17 protein-coding genes are annotated in these 17,183 nt (G+C 62.5%); 11 read left to right on the top strand and 6 right to left on the bottom strand.

Features of this window, described 5'->3' with window-relative positions; all coding sequences use genetic code 11:
• The first annotated feature begins 282 nt into the window (after window positions 1-282).
• Window positions 283-981: a class I SAM-dependent methyltransferase gene (locus KUL25_RS02960; RefSeq protein WP_257891566.1), complete on the top strand. Its 699-nt coding sequence runs from the start codon at window positions 283-285 to the stop codon at window positions 979-981.
• A 194-nt stretch (window positions 982-1,175) separates the two neighbouring features.
• Here KUL25_RS02960 and KUL25_RS02955 read toward each other — a convergent pair whose 3' ends face one another.
• Entirely contained in the window at window positions 1,176-2,078 is a 903-nt protein-coding gene (locus KUL25_RS02955; protein ID WP_257891565.1) for a LysR family transcriptional regulator, read from the bottom strand.
• Between the two features lie 170 nt (window positions 2,079-2,248).
• Here KUL25_RS02955 and KUL25_RS02950 point away from each other — a divergent pair, with 170 nt between their 5' ends.
• Together KUL25_RS02950 and KUL25_RS02945 are read left to right on the top strand one after the other, a co-directional pair.
• Window positions 2,249-3,748 carry a CoA-acylating methylmalonate-semialdehyde dehydrogenase gene (locus tag KUL25_RS02950; protein WP_068365081.1) on the top strand — a complete coding sequence of 500 codons (1,500 nt, stop codon included), beginning with the start codon at window positions 2,249-2,251 and terminating at the stop codon, window positions 3,746-3,748.
• Window positions 3,749-3,841: 93 nt separating this feature from the next.
• The gene (locus KUL25_RS02945; RefSeq protein WP_257891564.1) at window positions 3,842-4,267 is read left to right on the top strand and encodes a hypothetical protein; all 426 of its coding nucleotides are present in this window, start codon (window positions 3,842-3,844) and stop codon (window positions 4,265-4,267) included.
• Between the two features lie 333 nt (window positions 4,268-4,600).
• Here KUL25_RS02945 and KUL25_RS02940 read toward each other — a convergent pair whose 3' ends face one another.
• On the bottom strand, window positions 4,601-5,176 hold the full coding sequence (locus KUL25_RS02940; protein WP_257891563.1) for a hypothetical protein: 576 nt from the start codon (window positions 5,174-5,176) through the stop codon (window positions 4,601-4,603).
• 327 nt (window positions 5,177-5,503) lie between these two features.
• Window positions 5,504-5,965, bottom strand: a complete 462-nt coding sequence (locus tag KUL25_RS02935; RefSeq protein ID WP_257891562.1) for a DsrE family protein — start codon at window positions 5,963-5,965, stop codon at window positions 5,504-5,506.
• A gap of 259 nt (window positions 5,966-6,224) precedes the next feature.
• On the opposite strand from KUL25_RS02935, the gene KUL25_RS02930 reads away from it, so the two are divergent.
• A complete protein-coding gene (locus KUL25_RS02930) occupies window positions 6,225-7,352 on the top strand; it encodes a carboxylate-amine ligase (protein ID WP_257891561.1) in 1,128 nt (375 codons plus the stop codon).
• A gap of 68 nt (window positions 7,353-7,420) precedes the next feature.
• On the opposite strand, the gene KUL25_RS02925 is transcribed toward KUL25_RS02930, so the two are convergent.
• Complete coding sequence (locus tag KUL25_RS02925; RefSeq protein WP_257891560.1) at window positions 7,421-8,104, bottom strand: VPLPA-CTERM sorting domain-containing protein; 684 nt, start codon at window positions 8,102-8,104, stop codon at window positions 7,421-7,423.
• A 288-nt stretch (window positions 8,105-8,392) separates the two neighbouring features.
• Between KUL25_RS02925 and KUL25_RS02920 the strand changes: the two genes are divergently transcribed.
• From KUL25_RS02920 to mmsB, 3 genes are all read left to right on the top strand, one after another.
• Window positions 8,393-9,538 (top strand): acyl-CoA dehydrogenase family protein, encoded by a 1,146-nt coding sequence (locus tag KUL25_RS02920; protein WP_257891559.1) that lies wholly within the window; start codon window positions 8,393-8,395, stop codon window positions 9,536-9,538.
• Between the two features lie 69 nt (window positions 9,539-9,607).
• The gene (locus KUL25_RS02915) at window positions 9,608-10,651 is read left to right on the top strand and encodes an enoyl-CoA hydratase/isomerase family protein (protein WP_257891558.1); all 1,044 of its coding nucleotides are present in this window, start codon (window positions 9,608-9,610) and stop codon (window positions 10,649-10,651) included.
• Entirely contained in the window at window positions 10,651-11,523 is an 873-nt protein-coding gene (mmsB, locus tag KUL25_RS02910; RefSeq protein ID WP_257891557.1) for a 3-hydroxyisobutyrate dehydrogenase, read from the top strand. Before KUL25_RS02915 ends, mmsB begins: the two co-directional genes overlap by 1 nt.
• A gap of 8 nt (window positions 11,524-11,531) precedes the next feature.
• Here mmsB and KUL25_RS02905 read toward each other — a convergent pair whose 3' ends face one another.
• Window positions 11,532-12,032 carry an SRPBCC domain-containing protein gene (locus tag KUL25_RS02905; protein WP_257891556.1) on the bottom strand — a complete coding sequence of 167 codons (501 nt, stop codon included), beginning with the start codon at window positions 12,030-12,032 and terminating at the stop codon, window positions 11,532-11,534.
• A 168-nt stretch (window positions 12,033-12,200) separates the two neighbouring features.
• On the opposite strand from KUL25_RS02905, the gene KUL25_RS02900 reads away from it, so the two are divergent.
• From KUL25_RS02900 to KUL25_RS02885, 4 genes are all read left to right on the top strand, one after another.
• The gene (locus KUL25_RS02900) at window positions 12,201-12,617 is read left to right on the top strand and encodes a DUF2852 domain-containing protein (protein ID WP_257891555.1); all 417 of its coding nucleotides are present in this window, start codon (window positions 12,201-12,203) and stop codon (window positions 12,615-12,617) included.
• Window positions 12,618-12,870: 253 nt separating this feature from the next.
• Window positions 12,871-13,308, top strand: coding sequence for an RDD family protein (locus tag KUL25_RS02895; protein ID WP_257891554.1), 438 nt, complete (start codon window positions 12,871-12,873; stop codon window positions 13,306-13,308).
• A gap of 113 nt (window positions 13,309-13,421) precedes the next feature.
• A complete protein-coding gene (locus KUL25_RS02890; protein ID WP_257891553.1) occupies window positions 13,422-14,276 on the top strand; it encodes an arginyltransferase in 855 nt (284 codons plus the stop codon).
• Complete coding sequence (locus KUL25_RS02885) at window positions 14,276-14,668, top strand: VOC family protein (protein ID WP_257891552.1); 393 nt, start codon at window positions 14,276-14,278, stop codon at window positions 14,666-14,668. The genes KUL25_RS02890 and KUL25_RS02885 overlap by 1 nt, the downstream gene beginning before the upstream one ends.
• Window positions 14,669-14,808: 140 nt before the next feature.
• On the opposite strand, the gene KUL25_RS02880 is transcribed toward KUL25_RS02885, so the two are convergent.
• Window positions 14,809-17,163: a TRAP transporter large permease gene (locus KUL25_RS02880; protein ID WP_257891551.1), complete on the bottom strand. Its 2,355-nt coding sequence runs from the start codon at window positions 17,161-17,163 to the stop codon at window positions 14,809-14,811.
• Window positions 17,164-17,183: the final 20 nt, after the last annotated feature.

Below are 17,183 nucleotides of genomic sequence, written 5' to 3'. Positions count from 1 at the left end.
AACCCTCTGCGATATCTGTCAGACCAATTACGGTTGTCTGCTGACTTTCGCAGTCCTAGAGTGTTGCAATCTTTGACGTGTCATAGCGCCCATTTCAGCATTTCGGAGTGAACTATGCCAGCCACACGCGCGAACACTGGATCTGACGTGCATTGGGTCAAACGCCTTCCTCGTTCCGTCGCCAGAAGCGTGGCCTCCAAGATCTGGCCTGGGCGCTATGGCATGAGGAACAAGTCCCGAGATTTTCTGTTTGAGGGCCCCGCCCCCAAACCCCTTGAGGACATGGGCGTAAACGAACAGTATTTCTGGTCCAACGAAGGCACTGCAATCGACAAGTGGCACAGCTATCTGCCGGTGTATGACCGCTACTTCGCCCCCTTCCGAGACAAGGTGCCCCGCATGCTCGAGATCGGCGTACAGAATGGCGGCTCGATGCAGATGTGGCGCGATTATTTCGGCCCCGACGCGGTCTTGTTCGGCATCGATATCGAACCGGAATGCGCCAAATTGAATGGACTTGCCGGTCAAGTACGCATCGGATCCCAAGCCGATCGGGCATTTTTGAAGTCGGTAATCGACGAAATGGGGGGCGTAGATATCGTATTGGACGACGGCAGCCACCAAATGTCGCACATTCGGGCCAGCTTGCAGACCTTGATGCCCCTTCTTTCCGAAAACGGCCTATATTTCATCGAGGATTTGGCCTGCTCTTATTGGGGCAGTTTTGGCGGCGGACGCGGTCGGCCGGGCACGACGCTTGAGATGGCGAAAGACCTGATAGACGACATGCACCACTGGTATCACGACGGCCACGTCAATTGGCCAGAATTCAAGAACATGATCGGCGGTATGCACATCCACGACCAGATCCTCTTGCTCGACAAGGCAAGCGTCCCCGAACCGAAACGCACCATGCGCGGCACGGACCGCCCTGTCTGGAAGGGTCCGCCTACCGGCGGGACAAACGGCTCTGCCTCGTAGGCCGCGACGTCATTTCAATCCCCTGTAAGCCGCCCATAAGAAGACTGGTGAAATGCGCACTTTCTGCCGCCTTCCCCACGCTTGATCGGGGCACGATCGCGACAAATCTGTCATGGAGGATCGGCTGCACAAGCATCATCGCGCGTCCATCTTGAGCGAGGGAGCTTCCGCGTCGTTACTGGACCGCCAGACCATCAAGGATTTCGCGCAACCGGCATGGCCTCAAGACGGGCTATCTCATCCCGGATACCGTCCCGCAGCAACCCCGTGATCCGGTCGAGCCGCGCATCTTTGGGGCCTGCGTGGGTGGTCAGCCAGAACGTCCGTGTCAGCGCCACATCGCCGGGCAAGACGCGGGTCAGTTCCGGCGCCGTGGGCAGGGCGAAGTCATGGACCACGGCCAAACCGCCCCCGGCGCGGGCCATTTGCAACTGAACCGAGACCGAGGTGGAGGCCAGCGGCACCCGCGTCACACCCAGCGCCGACAGGTAATCCAACTCGGCGTCGAAGATCATGTCGGGGATATAGCCGATCATCCGCATATCCTTGAGATCGCTCACAGATTTCGGCACGCCGTGGGCCGCAAGAAAGGCGCGTGAGGCCGCCAGCGAAAGCTTGTAATCGCTTAGCCGTTCGCCGTGGAGGCGATCCGTCTTGGGCCGGCTGACGGTTATGGCCAGATCCGCCTCGCGCCGCGACAGGTTGACGATGCGCGGCAGGGCCAGGATTTGCAGATCCAGGTCCGGGTGCGCCTCGGCGATGCGGGCGCAGACCTGCGGCAACAGGTAGGTGGCGCAGCCATCGGGCGCGCCGATGCGGATGGTGCCGCCAAGCTGCTCGGCGCTGCCCGACAGCGCACCGATGCCACGCGACAAAGCGGTTTCCGCCTCTTCCGCATGGGCCAAAAGGCGCAGGCCCGCCTCGGTCAATCGGTAGCCCTGCGGCGATTTGAGAAACAGCGCCGCGCCCGCCGCCTCTTCCAGGCGCGTGATGCGGCGCGCGATGGTGGCCGGGTCCAGGCGCAAGGTGCCCCGCGCCGCCGTCAGGCTTTCGGCCCGCGCCGTGGCGAGGAATACGCGCATGTCGTCCCAGTTCATTATTTTATCCCTTCGGGACTGGGCCAATTCATTGTTTTTTCCCTTCGGGATTGGGCCAGTTCACAGGCCCTACCCTTGCATTATTGCAAAATGATCCTGCGAACCTGTCTCTTTTCCCGGCACAAATGCAAGGCTATAGTCTGCCCAATTCACATATGGAGGGGTTTCCCATGCAACAGATCGGTCACTGGATTAACGGCAAACATGTCGAAGGCACGTCGGGCCGCACGCAGGATGTGTGGAACCCCGCCACGGGCGAGGTGCAGGCCAAGGTCGCGCTGGCCTCCAAGGCAGAGCTTGACGCCGCCGTCGCCGACGCCGCCGAGGCGCAAATCAAATGGGCCGCCACCAACCCCCAGCGCCGCGCGCGGGTGATGATGGCCTTCGTCAGCCTTCTGCACCGCGACATGGACAAGCTGGCCGAAGCCCTGTCGCGCGAACATGGCAAGACCATCCCCGACGCCAAGGGCGACGTGCAGCGCGGCCTTGAGGTTGTGGAATTCTGCATCGGTGCCCCGCACCACCTGAAGGGCGAATACACCGACGGCGCAGGCCCCGGCATCGACATGTATTCCATGCGCCAGCCCGTGGGCGTTGCCGCCGGCATCACGCCGTTCAACTTCCCCGCGATGATCCCGCTGTGGAAGATGGCCCCTGCGCTGGTCTGCGGCAACGCCTTCATCCTCAAGCCGTCCGAGCGGGATCCCTCTGTCCCGATGATGCTGGCCGAGTTGATGCAGGAAGCGGGCCTGCCCGATGGCGTGTTGCAGGTCATCAATGGGGACAAGGAAAGCGTCGATGCGATCCTTGATAACGAGACGATCGGCGCGATCGGCTTCGTGGGCTCCACCCCCATCGCGGAATACATCTACGGGCGCGGCTGCGCCAACGGCAAGCGCGTGCAGTGTTTTGGCGGTGCCAAGAACCACATGATCATCATGCCCGACGCGGACATGGATCAGGCCGCTGATGCTTTGGTCGGTGCCGGATACGGTGCGGCAGGCGAGCGGTGCATGGCCATCTCGGTCGCTGTTCCGGTCGGGGAAGAGACGGCGGATCGTTTGATCGAAAAGCTGGTCCCGAAGATCGAGGCCCTGAAAGTCGGCCCCTATACCTCTGGCAATGACGTCGATTACGGCCCCGTCGTCACGCCGATGGCCAAGGAAAACATCCTGCGCCTCGTGCAGACGGGTGTGGACCAAGGCGCGGAGCTGGTCGTGGATGGCCGCGATTTCAGCCTGCAAGGTTACGAGGACGGCTTCTTCGTCGGCCCGCATCTCTTCGACCGCGTGACGCCGGACATGGACATCTACAAGCAGGAAATCTTCGGCCCAGTCCTGTCGACGGTGCGCGCGGGATCCTATGAAGAAGCGCTGAAGCTGGCGATGGATAACGAGTACGGCAACGGCATCGCGATCTTCACCCGCGACGGAGACGCCGCGCGTGATTTCGCCTCGCGCGTGAACGTGGGCATGATCGGTATCAACGTGCCGATCCCGGTGCCGCTGGCCTATCACACCTTCGGCGGCTGGAAGAAATCCGCCTTTGGTGACCTGAACCAGCACGGGCCGGATGCCTTCCGCTTCTACACCAAGACCAAAACCGTTACATCGCGCTGGCCCTCGGGCATCAAGGAAGGTGGCGAATTCACCATTCCCGTGATGGAATAACAGGCAATTTCTGCGGGGCGGTCTTTTTTGATCGCCCCGTCACGCTCGATCCCCTAAGTATGCCCTGCCCTTACACAAAATGAAGCAGCGCGCATGCCCCTGACCTATGAGATCTTCCCCAGCCGCGGCGTTGTCCTGATCACCTATTCCGGGCGGGCCGACATTGATGAAACGGCCCGCGTCTTCGCTGATTTCGCACAGCACCCCGAGGCGAAACCGGGGCAAAAGCACCTGCTCGACCTGTCGCGTGTCACCGATGTGGAAAGGGATTTCCCGCGCCTGATGGCCTTGCAGGCCCGCAAAGCGGGCGAATTGGGCCTGCCGATCATGCCGTCGATGCTGGTCTACTACTGCCCCACGCGGATCTCTCGCCATATGGCGGATATGGTTTACAAAAGCTGGGACGGCTTGAACGGCCCGGCGCTTGCGATCATCGAGGAAGAGGCCGAGGCACTGGCCCTTGTCGGATGTCCAGAGGCCTCTATCGCTGACCTCAAACGTCGTGTGTCCGAGGACTGAACCAACCGTCTTGCCCCCCCAAAAAAGCCCCCCGGAGGGTAATTCCGAGGGGCAAGTCCAACAGGGAGGGTCGTTTGGGTCAGCGGGCTTGGACGGCCACGCTGGAAAGGGGCTGCACCGGGGCGGCCTGCGCCGCGCCAAAGACGAAGGACGCAAGGACCGCAATGGTCAGGATGGATCGGATGAGCATGGCAGTGTCTCCTTCGGTGCGTTGCATAAGAGATAGCCGGTGAAGGGCGGCGGCGCGATGGCGGGAAACCTTACCTGCGCGCGCCCGATGGGGGAAAGCCGTGACCCCAAGCCCGCGTTTCGGGCCCGGAGCCAGGCGACCGGTCAGACCGCGTTGACGGTTACCTCCAGCCCGAACGACATTGGCGCGGGAACAGCGTGGGGCCGCACGGCAGCCTGCACGAGGCCCGCGGGGGAATTGCGCAGGGTCGCGCCCGCAGACAGGACGGCCATGATCATGGCGGCCACCCCTGCCCCCTGGAACTGGTCCCCGCCGATCACGGCGGAGGCGTCGCCCTGCAAGACACCATCGACGTTGAAGCGCGCCCGTGCGCCTGCCGCGCTGACGCCCTGCAACTCCCACGCCGTACGGTGGGTGTCGGAGCCGTTATAGCCGTTGAAAACAACACCGAAGCGGTCCCCGGCAGCGGCGGCCTGCAAAAGGGACACGGCGGCGGGGCCGAAGCGGGCATTGATGTCGGGCCCATCGGTGAAGGCCATGTTGACGATCCCATTGCCGCCCGAGCCGAAGCCCGGAATATCGACGGTGCCCGAGGCGCTTACGCCATCGGCCTCGACCAAGGTGGAGCCGGTGGAGCCTGCAATGGCCGGAAGGCTGCTGAATGACATGATCGCGGGGGCGGCCAGAAGGGATGTGGTCAGGAAAGAGCGACGGTTCATGATAGAGGGTCCTTGAAAATGGTTTCGGTCAAAAAGCTGCCCCGCTATCGGGGCTGGTGACGGAAAATTGCCTCAGCCGCCGCGCCCGGTCGATTGCGGAAATCCGGACCGACGGATACCGGAACGGGCGACGTGAGAGGCCCCCCGCGTCGCGAAGGGCGCGTCGGGGACGGGCCGGAAGCGCCCAAGAAAGTCAGTTTGCAAAGACAGATAGACGGTTTGCCCGAAGGCTAGCCCGGCAGTGCTTCGTCGTCCGCGTCACTCGTACAAAAAAGACCCCCGCCGTGGCGGGGGCCGTATTTGTTGCGCATCTCCGGGTGATCGCGATTACCACGCCAGCGTGCGCACATCCGGCCCGAAAAGCCAGCTTTCCACCACGGGCCAGGTGCCCATGACCACGCCATCGATGTAGTCCTCATGCGTAAGTCCTGCCGCCGCGGAACAGGCCGAACACATGATCACGGTGCCGCCATCGGCCATGAAATCGGGCAGCATATCGTGGATCGTCGTGCCGTCTTCGGCCATCAGACCCGGTATGTTCGAAGGCCGCGCCTCTTCCGCCAGATAGACCGCTCGGACATTCAACCAGATCGCCGTCCCATAGCCATTGGCGTGGGCGCGGCGGTGGGCAAACATGATCGCCTTGGCGGCCGACCAAGTGTCGTCTGTCGTAAGGTTGACGAACAGACGCGGTTGCGCGCGCTCGGCCTCCTGTGCCGTGGATTGTCCGACCATCCCGGTGAGCGCGATCATGATCACCATGGTCAGGGCGATTACCTTGATTTTCATGGGGTTTCTCTGTCCTCCTTTGTGTGAATTCAACGCGCCTCATCCCAGGCGTGATCGCGGAGCCTGAATTGATTTGAATCCAACCTTCCAGCGCGGGAAGGTTTGATCTTTCAAGGCCCCTTTCTGCCCTCGATATGCTTTGGACAGCGGCTGTTCCTGCAAGCGCCGGGCACGGCTTGCCGAGGCAGCACGCCCCTTTTCTCTTGCCCCGCATCGTTTCGACGGTTTTCCTGAGCGGGCGAAGACAGGAGTGAAGACTATGGGCGACACACCGGCATTCACCTTGGGCATCGAGGAGGAATACCTCCTTGTGGATCTGGAGACTTTCGATCTGGCCAAAGCACCCGATGCGCTGATGGCGGCCTGTGCCGAAAAACTGTCCTCGCAGGTCAGCCCCGAATTCCTGCAATGTCAGATCGAAGTCGGCACCGGCATTTGCGCCACCATCGACGAGGCGCGCACCGATCTGAAGCGCCTGCGCCGTACCGTGGCGGACTGCGCGGCGCGCTTCGGTCTCGCGCCGATCGCCGTGTCCTGCCATCCCTTCGCCGACTGGAAGGATCAAAGCCACACCGACAAGGACCGCTACAATCAGCTTGCCCGCGACCTTGGCGGCGTGGTGGAGCGGATGTTGATTTGCGGGGCCCACTGCCACGTCGGCCTGCCCGACCCCGAAACGCGGACCGATTTGATGCGGCAATTCACGTATTTCCTGCCGCATCTTCTGGCCTTTTCCACGTCATCCCCGTTCTGGCAAGGGCGAGACACCGGTCTGGCCAGCTACCGCTTGACGGTGTTCGACAACCTGCCCCGCACCGGATTGCCGCCCGAATTCACCTCGTTCGGAGAGTTCCGGCGCACCGTGGATCTGCTGGTGGAACTGGGGATGATCGAGGACAGTTCGAAAATCTGGTGGGACCTGCGCCCGTCGGCCAATTTCCCGACGCTGGAGACGCGGATCTGCGATGTCTCGCCCCGGTTGGAAGACCAGTTGTCGCTGTCGGCGCTGATCCAATGCCTGACGCGGATGCTGATGCGGCTGCGGTCGTCAAACCAGCGCTGGCGGGTCTATGACCGGTTCCTGATCAACGAGAACCGATGGCGGGCGCTGCGGTATGGTGTGTCCGAGGGTTTGATCGACTATGGCCGGGGGGCGGTTGTGCCCTTGCCGGAGCTGGCGGAGGAGCTGATAGAATTGACGGCGGAAGATGCGGAAGCGTTGGGCTGTGTCGACGAGGTGCAGCGCCTGCGCGTTCTTGCCACCGAGACCAGCGCGGATCGGCAACGCAAGGTCTACGCCGGCACCCGTGCGGCAGGCGGGTCGCACGATGCGGCCATGCGCAGCGTCGTGGAACACCTGATCGATGAATACCATGCCGACCTATAGGCCGACCTGACGAAATAAGGCGCCCCTTGTGGGACGCCCGAAATCATTACAAATGACTTTAAATATCCTCAGGCAGTCGCGCGTCGTCGCCTGGCAGACAATGCGCCCAGAGCGCCGAGCAGCAAAAACCCTCCGGCAGGGAGCGGCACGGGCGACGGTGGCAAAACGCCAAAAAGCTTGTCGCTTCCGGAACGGGTACTTGCTTGTTGATACCGCAAACCGACACCTTGGAATTGGTCCAGCGTCAGCAACCCTGTAGCGTCAGAAATGATGAACGACACAGAGGTCAGGCCATTCGTCGGACGACCATTCGGATTGCCCGTGCTTCTATAGCAAACGGCGATCTCGAATAGCGGCAACGACCCGCCAAACCCATTCAGGTTTGTGTTATTGCTACACAAGCCCGTGCTAATGCCATGCGCGGTAAACCCGTTGGCATCGGTATGATAGGTGAAATTTGACACTGACAACGCGGCGGCTGTCGGCGCAACGGCCAAATACGTCGTTCCGTTGACCGAGGTCGTTGGCGCTGCGACGTCAAAAAACACACCACCCAATGTGCCGACATCGCCTGCGCCTAGCGCAATTGTCACGGCGAATTGGTTCGCTACACTGTCATTAATAGTCACGGTTGGCGACAGCGGATCCGGATTGGTCGACGCGAAAGTATCAAAGGTAACAGTTGTCGCAGTTGCGGCACTGCCAACAACGAGGGATACACATAGCGCCACCCCAGACAAAATCTTACTCATTATTTTTATTCCCCAAACCTGCAAAAGCAGTCAAATAATGTTAACCCTTTTTTAAGGTTTCAATCAACTCAGCACACAAGAACCTGCCCCAAAAGACATGTTTTCTCACATGTTTGGGCATATAATTGCGCCAGTTCTGCGAGTTTGATGCCAGCTTCGCAACAATTCCGCGTGTTGCCAGAGGCATTCTGTGGCAGCGCTTGCCGAATCAGATGCAACACCTGCCCTTGCATTCCGAGCCCAAAGATGGACAATTGAACAAGCGTTCAATTCTACCGGGAGGGGTGAATGGATTTTGCACTGAGCGAAGAGGCCACGGCCATTTACGACATGGCGCGGGCCTTTGGTGAGGCCGAGATCGCGCCCCACGCCCGCGATTGGGAGCGGGAGGAAAGCATCCCCAAGGGCCTCTGGCCGAAGCTGGCGGAACTGGGGTTCGCGGGGCTTTACGTATCGGAAGAAAACGGCGGGTCGGGCCTGTCACGCCTGGAAGCGACGCTGGTGTTCGAGGCGTTGTCCGAGTCCTGCGCATCGGTCGCGGCGTTCCTGTCGATCCACAACATGTGCGCGAAGATGATCGAGTCCTATGGCTCGGACGATCTGCGCGCGGCGTTTCTGCCGCGAGCGTTGAGCATGGAAACGGTGTTCTCCTATTGTTTGACAGAACCCGGCAGCGGCTCGGACGCGGCAGCGTTGAAGACGCGGGCTGCGCGCAGCAACGACGGCTACGTGCTGAGCGGCACCAAGGCGTTCATTTCTGGCGGCGGATACTCGGACGCCTACATAGTGATGTGCCGCACCGGCGAGGACGGCCCGCGCGGGATCTCGGCCCTGATCGTGGAAGACGGCGCGCCGGGCCTGTCGTTTGGCGGGCTGGAGGACAAGATGGGCTGGCGGTCGCAGCCCACGCGCGCCGTGCAGATGGATGAATGCGCGGTCCCGGCCGCGAACCTTTTGGGCGAAGAAGGCAAAGGCTTCCGCTATGCGATGGCGGGGCTGGACGGGGGGCGGTTGAACATCGCCGCCTGCTCGCTTGGGGCCGCCGCCGCCGCCCTGCGCGCGACGCTGGCCTATATGGGCGAGCGCAAGGCGTTTGGGCAGCCGATCGATCAGTTCCAGGCCCTCCAGTTCCGGCTGGCGGACATGGAGATCGAGTTGGAAGCGGCCCGCGTGTTCCTGCGGCAAGCGGCGTGGAAGCTCGATACCGGGGCGCCGGATGCCACGAAGGCCTGCGCGATGGCGAAGAAGTTCTGCACGGAAGCCGGATCGCGGATTGCCGATCAGTGCCTGCAATTGCACGGCGGCTACGGATATCTGGCGGACTACGGGATCGAGAAGATCGTGCGCGATCTGCGGGTGCATCAGATCCTGGAAGGCACCAACGAGATCATGCGGATGATCGTGGCACGGCAGATGCTGGCGGATCGCGGCTGAGGCCTGCGCGGGGGGCGAGGCCGGGATTGAGTTGTATTTGGCAAGATGAAGCAGGGGAGCGGCGCGCCGATGGGCGATGACATTCATATTCGCATCGAAGGGAAAGCAGGGCGGATCACGTTGAACCGGCCCCAGGCACTGAATGCGGTGACGTATCAGATGTGTCTGGCGATCGAGGCCGCGCTGGATGCCTGGGCCGAGGATGACGCGGTGGCGCTGGTGATGATTGACGCCGTGGGTGAGCGCGCGTTTTGTGCGGGCGGTGACATTCAGGAGATGTATGACACCGGGGCGGCGGGTGATTTCGCCTATGGGCGCCGGTTCTGGGCTGATGAATACCGGATGAACGCGAAGATGTTCGCGTTTCCCAAGCCCGTGGTGACTTTTCTGCAGGGCTTCACGATGGGGGGCGGTGTTGGGGTCGGATGCCATGGCTCGCACCGGATCGTGTGCGAAAGCTCTCAGATCGCGATGCCGGAATGCGGCATCGGCCTGGTGCCGGATGTCGGTGGGACGCTGCTGCTGGCGCGCGCGCCGGGGCGGTTGGGGGAATACCTGGGTGTGACGGCCGCGCGCATGGGACCGGGCGACGCGATACACGCGGAGTTTGCGGATTACTACCTGCCCGAGGCCCGCTGGGAGGCCTTGAAGGTCGAGTTGATCACCGGTGATTGGGAGGCAGTGGACCGCGCCGCAGAGCCCGCGCCGGAAAGCTCCTTGGCCGCGCAGCAGCACGCGATTGACCATCTTTTCGGCGGTGAAACCCTGCGCGACGTGTTGGTGGATCTGTCCCATGCCCCAAAGGACATGGCCGATTTCGTGGCAGCAGCGCGCAAGATGATGGGGCGGAATTCGCCCCTCGCCATGGCCTGCACGATCGAACTGGTGCACCGGGCACGGGGCCGCGACGATATCCTGCACGCGCTGCGCAATGAGTATCGTTTCACCGCGCGCTCCATGGAACATGGGGATTTCCTGGAAGGGATCCGCGCGGCGATCATCGACAAAGATCGCACGCCCTCGTGGAAACACCGGACGGCGACGGATGTGACACCGGTGGAAGTGGCGCGCATGTTGCAGCCTTTGGGGCCGGATGAATGGAGGATAACGTAATGCGGATTGGATTTATCGGGCTTGGGAACATGGGCGCGCCGATGGCGGCAAACCTGGCCGCCGCAGGCCACGAGGTCGTGGGGTTCGACACCGTCGCGGGGGCGCCCGAGGGCGTCGCGCGCGCGGCGTCTGCTGCCGAGGCCGTTGCCGGGGCGGACGTGGTGATCACCATGCTCCCCAACGGTGCGATCCTGCGCGCCGTGGCCGCCGAGGTCATCCCGGCCATGGCCAAGGGCGCGGTCCTGGTCGATTGCTCCACCGTCGAGGTCGACGCGGCCCGAGAGGTCGCCGCATTGGCGGAAGCGGCGGGCCTGGGCTGGCTGGACGCCCCCGTCTCGGGCGGGGTTGGGGGCGCGGCAGGCGGCACGCTGACCTTCATGGTCGGCGGCGCGGAAGACGCCTTCGCGACCGTCACACCGCTGTTTGACATAATGGGCCAGAAGGCCGTGCTCTGCGGGCCCGCGGGCAACGGACAGGCGGCCAAGATCTGTAACAACATGATTCTTGGCGTCACCATGATCGCCACCTGCGAGGCCTTCGCCATGGCCGACAAATTGGGCCTGTCACGGCAGAGCATGTTTGACGTCGTCTCCACCTCTTCGGGTTATAGCTGGACGATGAACGCCTATTGCCCGGCGCCGGGCGTGGGCCCGCAAAGCCCTGCGGATAACGATTACCAGCCGGGCTTTGCGGCGGAGTTGATGCTGAAGGACCTTGGCCTGGCGCAAGCCGCCGCAGAGGCGGCGGATGCCGATACGCCGATGGGGGCCGCCGCCTTGGCGCTTTACCGACAGTTCGTAGAGAACGAGGACGGCCGGGGCCGGGACTTTTCTGCCATGTTGCCCCGGTTCGAGGAGCGGGGTCGCGGCTGAGGCCTGCCTCAGGCCGCCGCGCGCATCAGCATCCGGTCGAGGCACTGATACGAGGCCTCCACCCCATCGCAGAGGCCTTGGCCCACGACGTGGTCGCGCATTCCGGCATAGGGGTAGCGGATGGTCGTGGTGACGCGGCACCCTGCCCCGTCATCGCGGAAGACAGCGACGTTTTTCGTCGCGGCAGGGGCGGCCAGCCCATCACGCGCGCCCAGGTCGAAGACCTGCTTGTCGATCAGGCGCAGCCCAGGCTCGACGACGCTATAGGTGCCCTTGAAACCGACGGTCTGATCCGTTTCAGCGCAGCGCCAACGCCAGTGATAGCCCCCGCCCGGCTGCAAAGCGATCTCGCACAGGTCCATCGCCCATCCCGGCGGCCCCAGCAGCCATTGGGCCAAAATGGTACGATCGGTGAATGCTTGCCAAATCACGTGGCGCGGCGCGTCGAAGGAACGCGCGATCCTTATGGATCGATCACCTACCAAGTAAGCCTGTGCGGGCGTGGGCATTCTGGCCTCCTCCTATGCGAAACAGGGTATTTTAGGCCCAAACCTGTGAATCAACGGTTTATGTGAAAAAGATTCACTTCCCCCCCTTGCGTGGTCCATCACTCCTCCCATATGAGTTAATGTGATTAACATTTACATTCACCGATACCCAAACGAGGAGATACCCCCATGACCACCACACCCGCCCCCACCCTCACCGCCGAGAGCCAGGGTTGGTTTTCCAAGGCGGAGAACTGGCTCGATGCGCGCGGCAAAGGCGCCTGGATTGTTGCCATGGTCCTGGGGTTCATCTTCTTCTGGCCCATCGGCCTCGCCCTTCTCGCCTACATGATATGGAGCAACCGCATGTTCAACGGATCCTGCAAATCCCGTCGCCACCGCCATGGCCACAGCCACCGGTTCACCTCTTCCGGCAACAGCGCTTTCGACGCCTACAAGGCCGATACGCTGAAGCGGCTGGAAGACGAGCAAGGCGCATTCGAGGCCTTCTTGCAGCGCCTGCGTGATGCCAAGGACAAGTCGGAATTCGACGCCTTCATGGAAGATCGTGCCAAGGCGACCGACGCTGACGAAGCGAAGGCATGACCTGAAAGCCGGGCCCGCTTGCGCGGGTCCGGTCTTCTTCGCTTCACGCTGCCCGGCAACTTGAACGCGGTCTGGGCGAACGCCAGAGATCGACATGACGTCGACAGGTTCATGGATGATCGGGCCCGAATGTCCAGAAAAACCTCGTCTCGCCGCGCCGCCCCGCTCGCCACAGGCCCCTTTCCCACAAATGGGCCGCCGACGCCCCTTTTTCCCCTTTTCCAAGGCTGTTGAAACCCCCATGTCTTTGTCCATGACCCGCTCTCCCCTGCCCGATCCGATCTATGACGCCGCCTACTACGAAGGCGTGCTGCCCAAGCGCCTGTTCGCCTGGGTCATCGATGCGGGCCTTGTGTTTTCGGCGATGCTGATCCTCAGCGTCCTGACCGTGGGCATCGCTTTCATGCTTTGGATCCCGGTTCATTTCGCACTGGCGTTCTTCTATCGCTGGAGCACCCTCAAGGCGAAATCCGCTACGCTTGGGATGCGGCTCATGAACATTGAGCTGCGCGGCCCCGGTGGCGCGCCCCTGACCAGCGCCGAGGCCGCCTTGCACACCGGCAGCTTCCTGGTGTCGGCCACGTTCTTCTTTATCCAACTGGTCTCGATCGGGATGATGATCGGCCGCCCCTATAACCGCGGCCTGCCCGATGAAATCGTCGGGTCCGTGATGATCAACCGTCCCGTCTGAATTAACCTTTGGCAAGGTGCGACCCGTGCGCCGTTAACCTTGTTCCAGAAAGCTGTTGCCCCTTGCCCTAGACGTGTGCACTCTCTCATCAGACACGGCTTGGACCCTATTTCATGCGCCATACGCTTCCCATTGCCCCACAATTCTATGTGACGGCCCCCCAAGCCTGCCCCTATCTGGATGGCAGGCGCGAGCGGAAGTTGTTTACCGCGTTGCAGGGCGATCAGGCGGAAGCGTTAAACAATTCGCTCAGCAAACAGGGGTTCCGGCGGTCCCAGAATGTGCTCTACCGCCCGTCCTGTACCGATTGCGCCGCCTGCCTTTCGGCGCGCATCCGGGTGGCGGATTTCGCCCCCAAACGCGGCCACAAGCGGATCAGCAAACGCAATGAGCATTTGACCCGCAACCCACGCTCGGCCTGGGCAACGGAAGAGCAATACGCGCTGTTTCGCACCTATCTGGACACCCGCCACGCCGATGGCGGCATGGCCGATATGGATGTGTTCGAGTTCGCCGCGATGATCGAAGAGACCCCAGTCAAGACCCGCGTGATCGAGTATCGCGACCGCCGAGAGGACGATGACCTGGCCGCCGTCTGCCTGACTGACATCCTCGATGATGGGCTCAGCCTGGTGTATTCGTTCTTCGCGCCCGAATTGCAGAAGAACTCGCTCGGGACCTACGTGATCCTTGATCACATCGCCTTGGCGCTGGAGGCCGGGCTGCCCTATGTCTACCTCGGCTATTGGGTGCCGGGATCTGCGAAGATGGGCTACAAGGCCAACTTCCCGGCGCTGGAGGTCCATGTGAACGGTGCTTGGCAGGACCTCGGTGCGCCCGAGGATTACGATACCCAGACCCACCCCTTGTCCACCGATCCGATCGCACAGCAGGTGGCGCAAATCACCCTGCCCGACCTGCGCGGCAACAAGGCGCGCCGCCCTGGCGAGCCCTCTGAGAACACCTGATGCGCCTTGCGCTAGTGACGTTGATCGTACCGGATTACGACGAGGGCATTGCGTTCTTCGTGGGCGGCCTGGGATGGCGCTTGCTCAGCGATGAGGACCAGGGCCGCAAGCGATGGGTGACGGTGGCGCCGCCCGCAACCGCCCCCTCCTCGGAGGGTATATCCCTCCTCCTCGCAGTTGCCACAACTGAGGCGCAACAAAGGGCCTTGGGCCAGCAAACAGGCGACCGCGTCGGCTTCTTTCTGCAAACCGACGACTTCGCCCGTGACGCGGCACGCCTTACCGCCGCCGGGGGTGCCCTGATCGAAACTCCGCGCGTTGAACCCTATGGCACCGTCGCCCAATGGCGCGACCCCTGGGGCAACTTCTGGGACCTGATCGAGCCCGCGTGACCGCGCCTCTGCCAGCCTTTGCGCGCTCCTTCATCTTGCCAGATACAACTCATCCCCCGCGCAGGCCCCAAGCCCACCGCCTGCCGTAATGCAAAAAGGGAGGCCAAGGCCCCCCTTTTTCGATCTCACGTCTCCAAGCCTCAGTTCGGCAGCAGATCCGGCACGATCGTCACGATGCCCGGGAAGAACCACAGGATCGCAAGGCCTACGACCTGGATGCCGACGAACGGCAGCACCCCTCGGTAGATGTGCCCGGTCGTCACCGATTTCGGCGCGACCCCCCTGAGGTAGAACAGCGCAAATCCGAATGGCGGCGTCAGGAACGACGTTTGCAGGTTCACCGCGATCATGATCGTCACCCACTTCGGATCCAGCGTGCCGCCATAGATCACCGGCCCCACGATAGGGATCACGATGTAAATGATCTCGAGGAAATCAAGCACGAAGCCCAGGACGAACAGGATCGCCATGACCAGAAGGAAAACCGCCCATTCCTGATCGAACGATCTCAGGAACTGCTGGATGTAGTGTTCGCCTCCGAAGGCGATCAGCGTCAGGTTCAACACTTGGCTGCCGATGAGGATGGTGAACACCATGCTCGTCACCTTCGCCGTCTCGCGCACCACCGGGCCAAGGACCGAGGTCCGCAGCAAGGTCCAGCAGGCAAAGAGCAGGCCGAAGAAGGCGAAGTGATAGGCACCTTGGGTCACGATGTAGGCGATCCAATCGGCGAAGGTCACGGCTTCGCGGCCCATGCGCAGGTCGAAGTTCACCCCGACGATGATCATGATCACCACCGCGAACGCCGCTGCGATGACGATCTTCGCGCCGCGCCGATCGTCGCCGAACTTGCGGTAGGCCGCCAGCATGATCGCACCCGCCGCCCCCAGGGCCGCTGCCGGCGTGGGGTTGGTGATGCCCCCCAGGATCGAGCCCAACACGGCGATGATCAGGACCAGCGGGGGGAAGACCACGCGCAACAACTCGTTCTGCGCCAAGCGGGCCACGGCATGGTAGCACCCGTAGGCCGTCAGGAAGAACGGGATGGCAAGGATCATGAACGTCGCGCCCGGCCCCATCAGCGGATGGATAAAGGCGATGTCGACGATGAACGCCAGCACGACACCCAAGCCCCCGACAAGCAGGGGCGCGAGTGAGGACGAGGGCGAGATGCCACGTGCCAGCACCAGAACCAGCGCGAGGATCGTGAACATCGCCGCCACGCCACTGCCGATGGGCGCGGTCGCGTCCAGGGCCGCTTGCGTGGCCACGGCCATTTCCTCTTCCGAGCGCTCATGGGCGGCCTCATCGCCACCCGAGGCGACAATCGCGGCCTGCTCTGCCACCGCGGCGTCCCAGGCCTCCTGGCCATGCAACTCGATCATGCCCGCGGCACATTGCTCGGACACATTGGTGCGCAGGGCAGAGGTTTCAGCCGAGTCCGACATGTTGGAGACAGAAATCGTCTGCCCCCCGATCAGGCCCGCACTGGCGCCGATCACCACGGCCGCGATGATCGCAACCGGTACGCCAAGGAACCAGGTCAGGCCCTCGGCACGGGTCACCGGCTCGCCCGTGCCCTTGCCCATCTGCACCGCAGGGGCGCTGGACGGAAACACCAGCGCGTAGCCAAACGAATAGGCCCCGTAAAGGAAGGCCAGGAAGATCCCCGGCAACAGCGCCGCCTGAAACAGCGTGCCCACCGACAAAACCGCAGGTTCGCCCAGATAGGTCAGCGCATCGCGGCAGCCCGCCGCCACGGCGCGGGTCTCTTGCCCCGTAGCGTAGAGATCGCCCGCCAGCGTGCCAAGAAGGACGATCACGATGGAGGGCGGGATGATCTGCCCCAGCGTACCCGACGCGGCGATAACGCCGGTCGCCAGTTCAGGCGAGTAATTGTTGCGCAGCATCGTGGGCAGGGCCAAAAGGCCCATGGTCACGACCGTCGCGCCGACGATGCCGGTAGAGGCCGCCAGGAACGCACCCACAATCACGATGGACACGGCCAGACCGCCCGGCAGCGGGCCGAAGACGCGCGCCATGGTGGTCAGCAGGTCGTTGGCGATCTTAGAGCGTTCGAGCGTGATGCCCATCATCACGAACATCAGAACAGCCAGCAGGATTTCGATGGATTGGCCTGCAATCACACGCTCGTTCATGCGGTTGACGATGAACGACAGGTTGCGGTCCAGTGCCGTTTCCCAGCCACCGGGGAACAGGGCCTCATCGATGCGCGGGAGGTCCGGATACCTGAACGTTGATATGGTTTCTCGGGGGATGCCGTCGGCGATCAGCGCCATATAGTCGTCGGACCGAACGTCGACGGCCTGGTGAATCAACAGGCCCGAGCTGTCCAACGCCGCGATGATCGCGAAAGAGATCACCCCCGCCCCACCGATGGCGAAGGCCACCGGAAAGCCGGTCATGATCCCACCAAACAGGGTGAGGAACACGATAATCAGGCCAATTTCGACCCCGTCCAAACCAAAAAGCATCTTTTCCGTCCCTATGCTGC

It is taken from the genome of Gymnodinialimonas phycosphaerae (assembly GCF_019195455.1).
Lineage (GTDB): Bacteria > Pseudomonadota > Alphaproteobacteria > Rhodobacterales > Rhodobacteraceae > Gymnodinialimonas > Gymnodinialimonas phycosphaerae.
The sequence above is the reverse complement of the archived record's forward strand: the minus strand, read 5'-3'. Positions and strand labels throughout refer to the sequence as shown.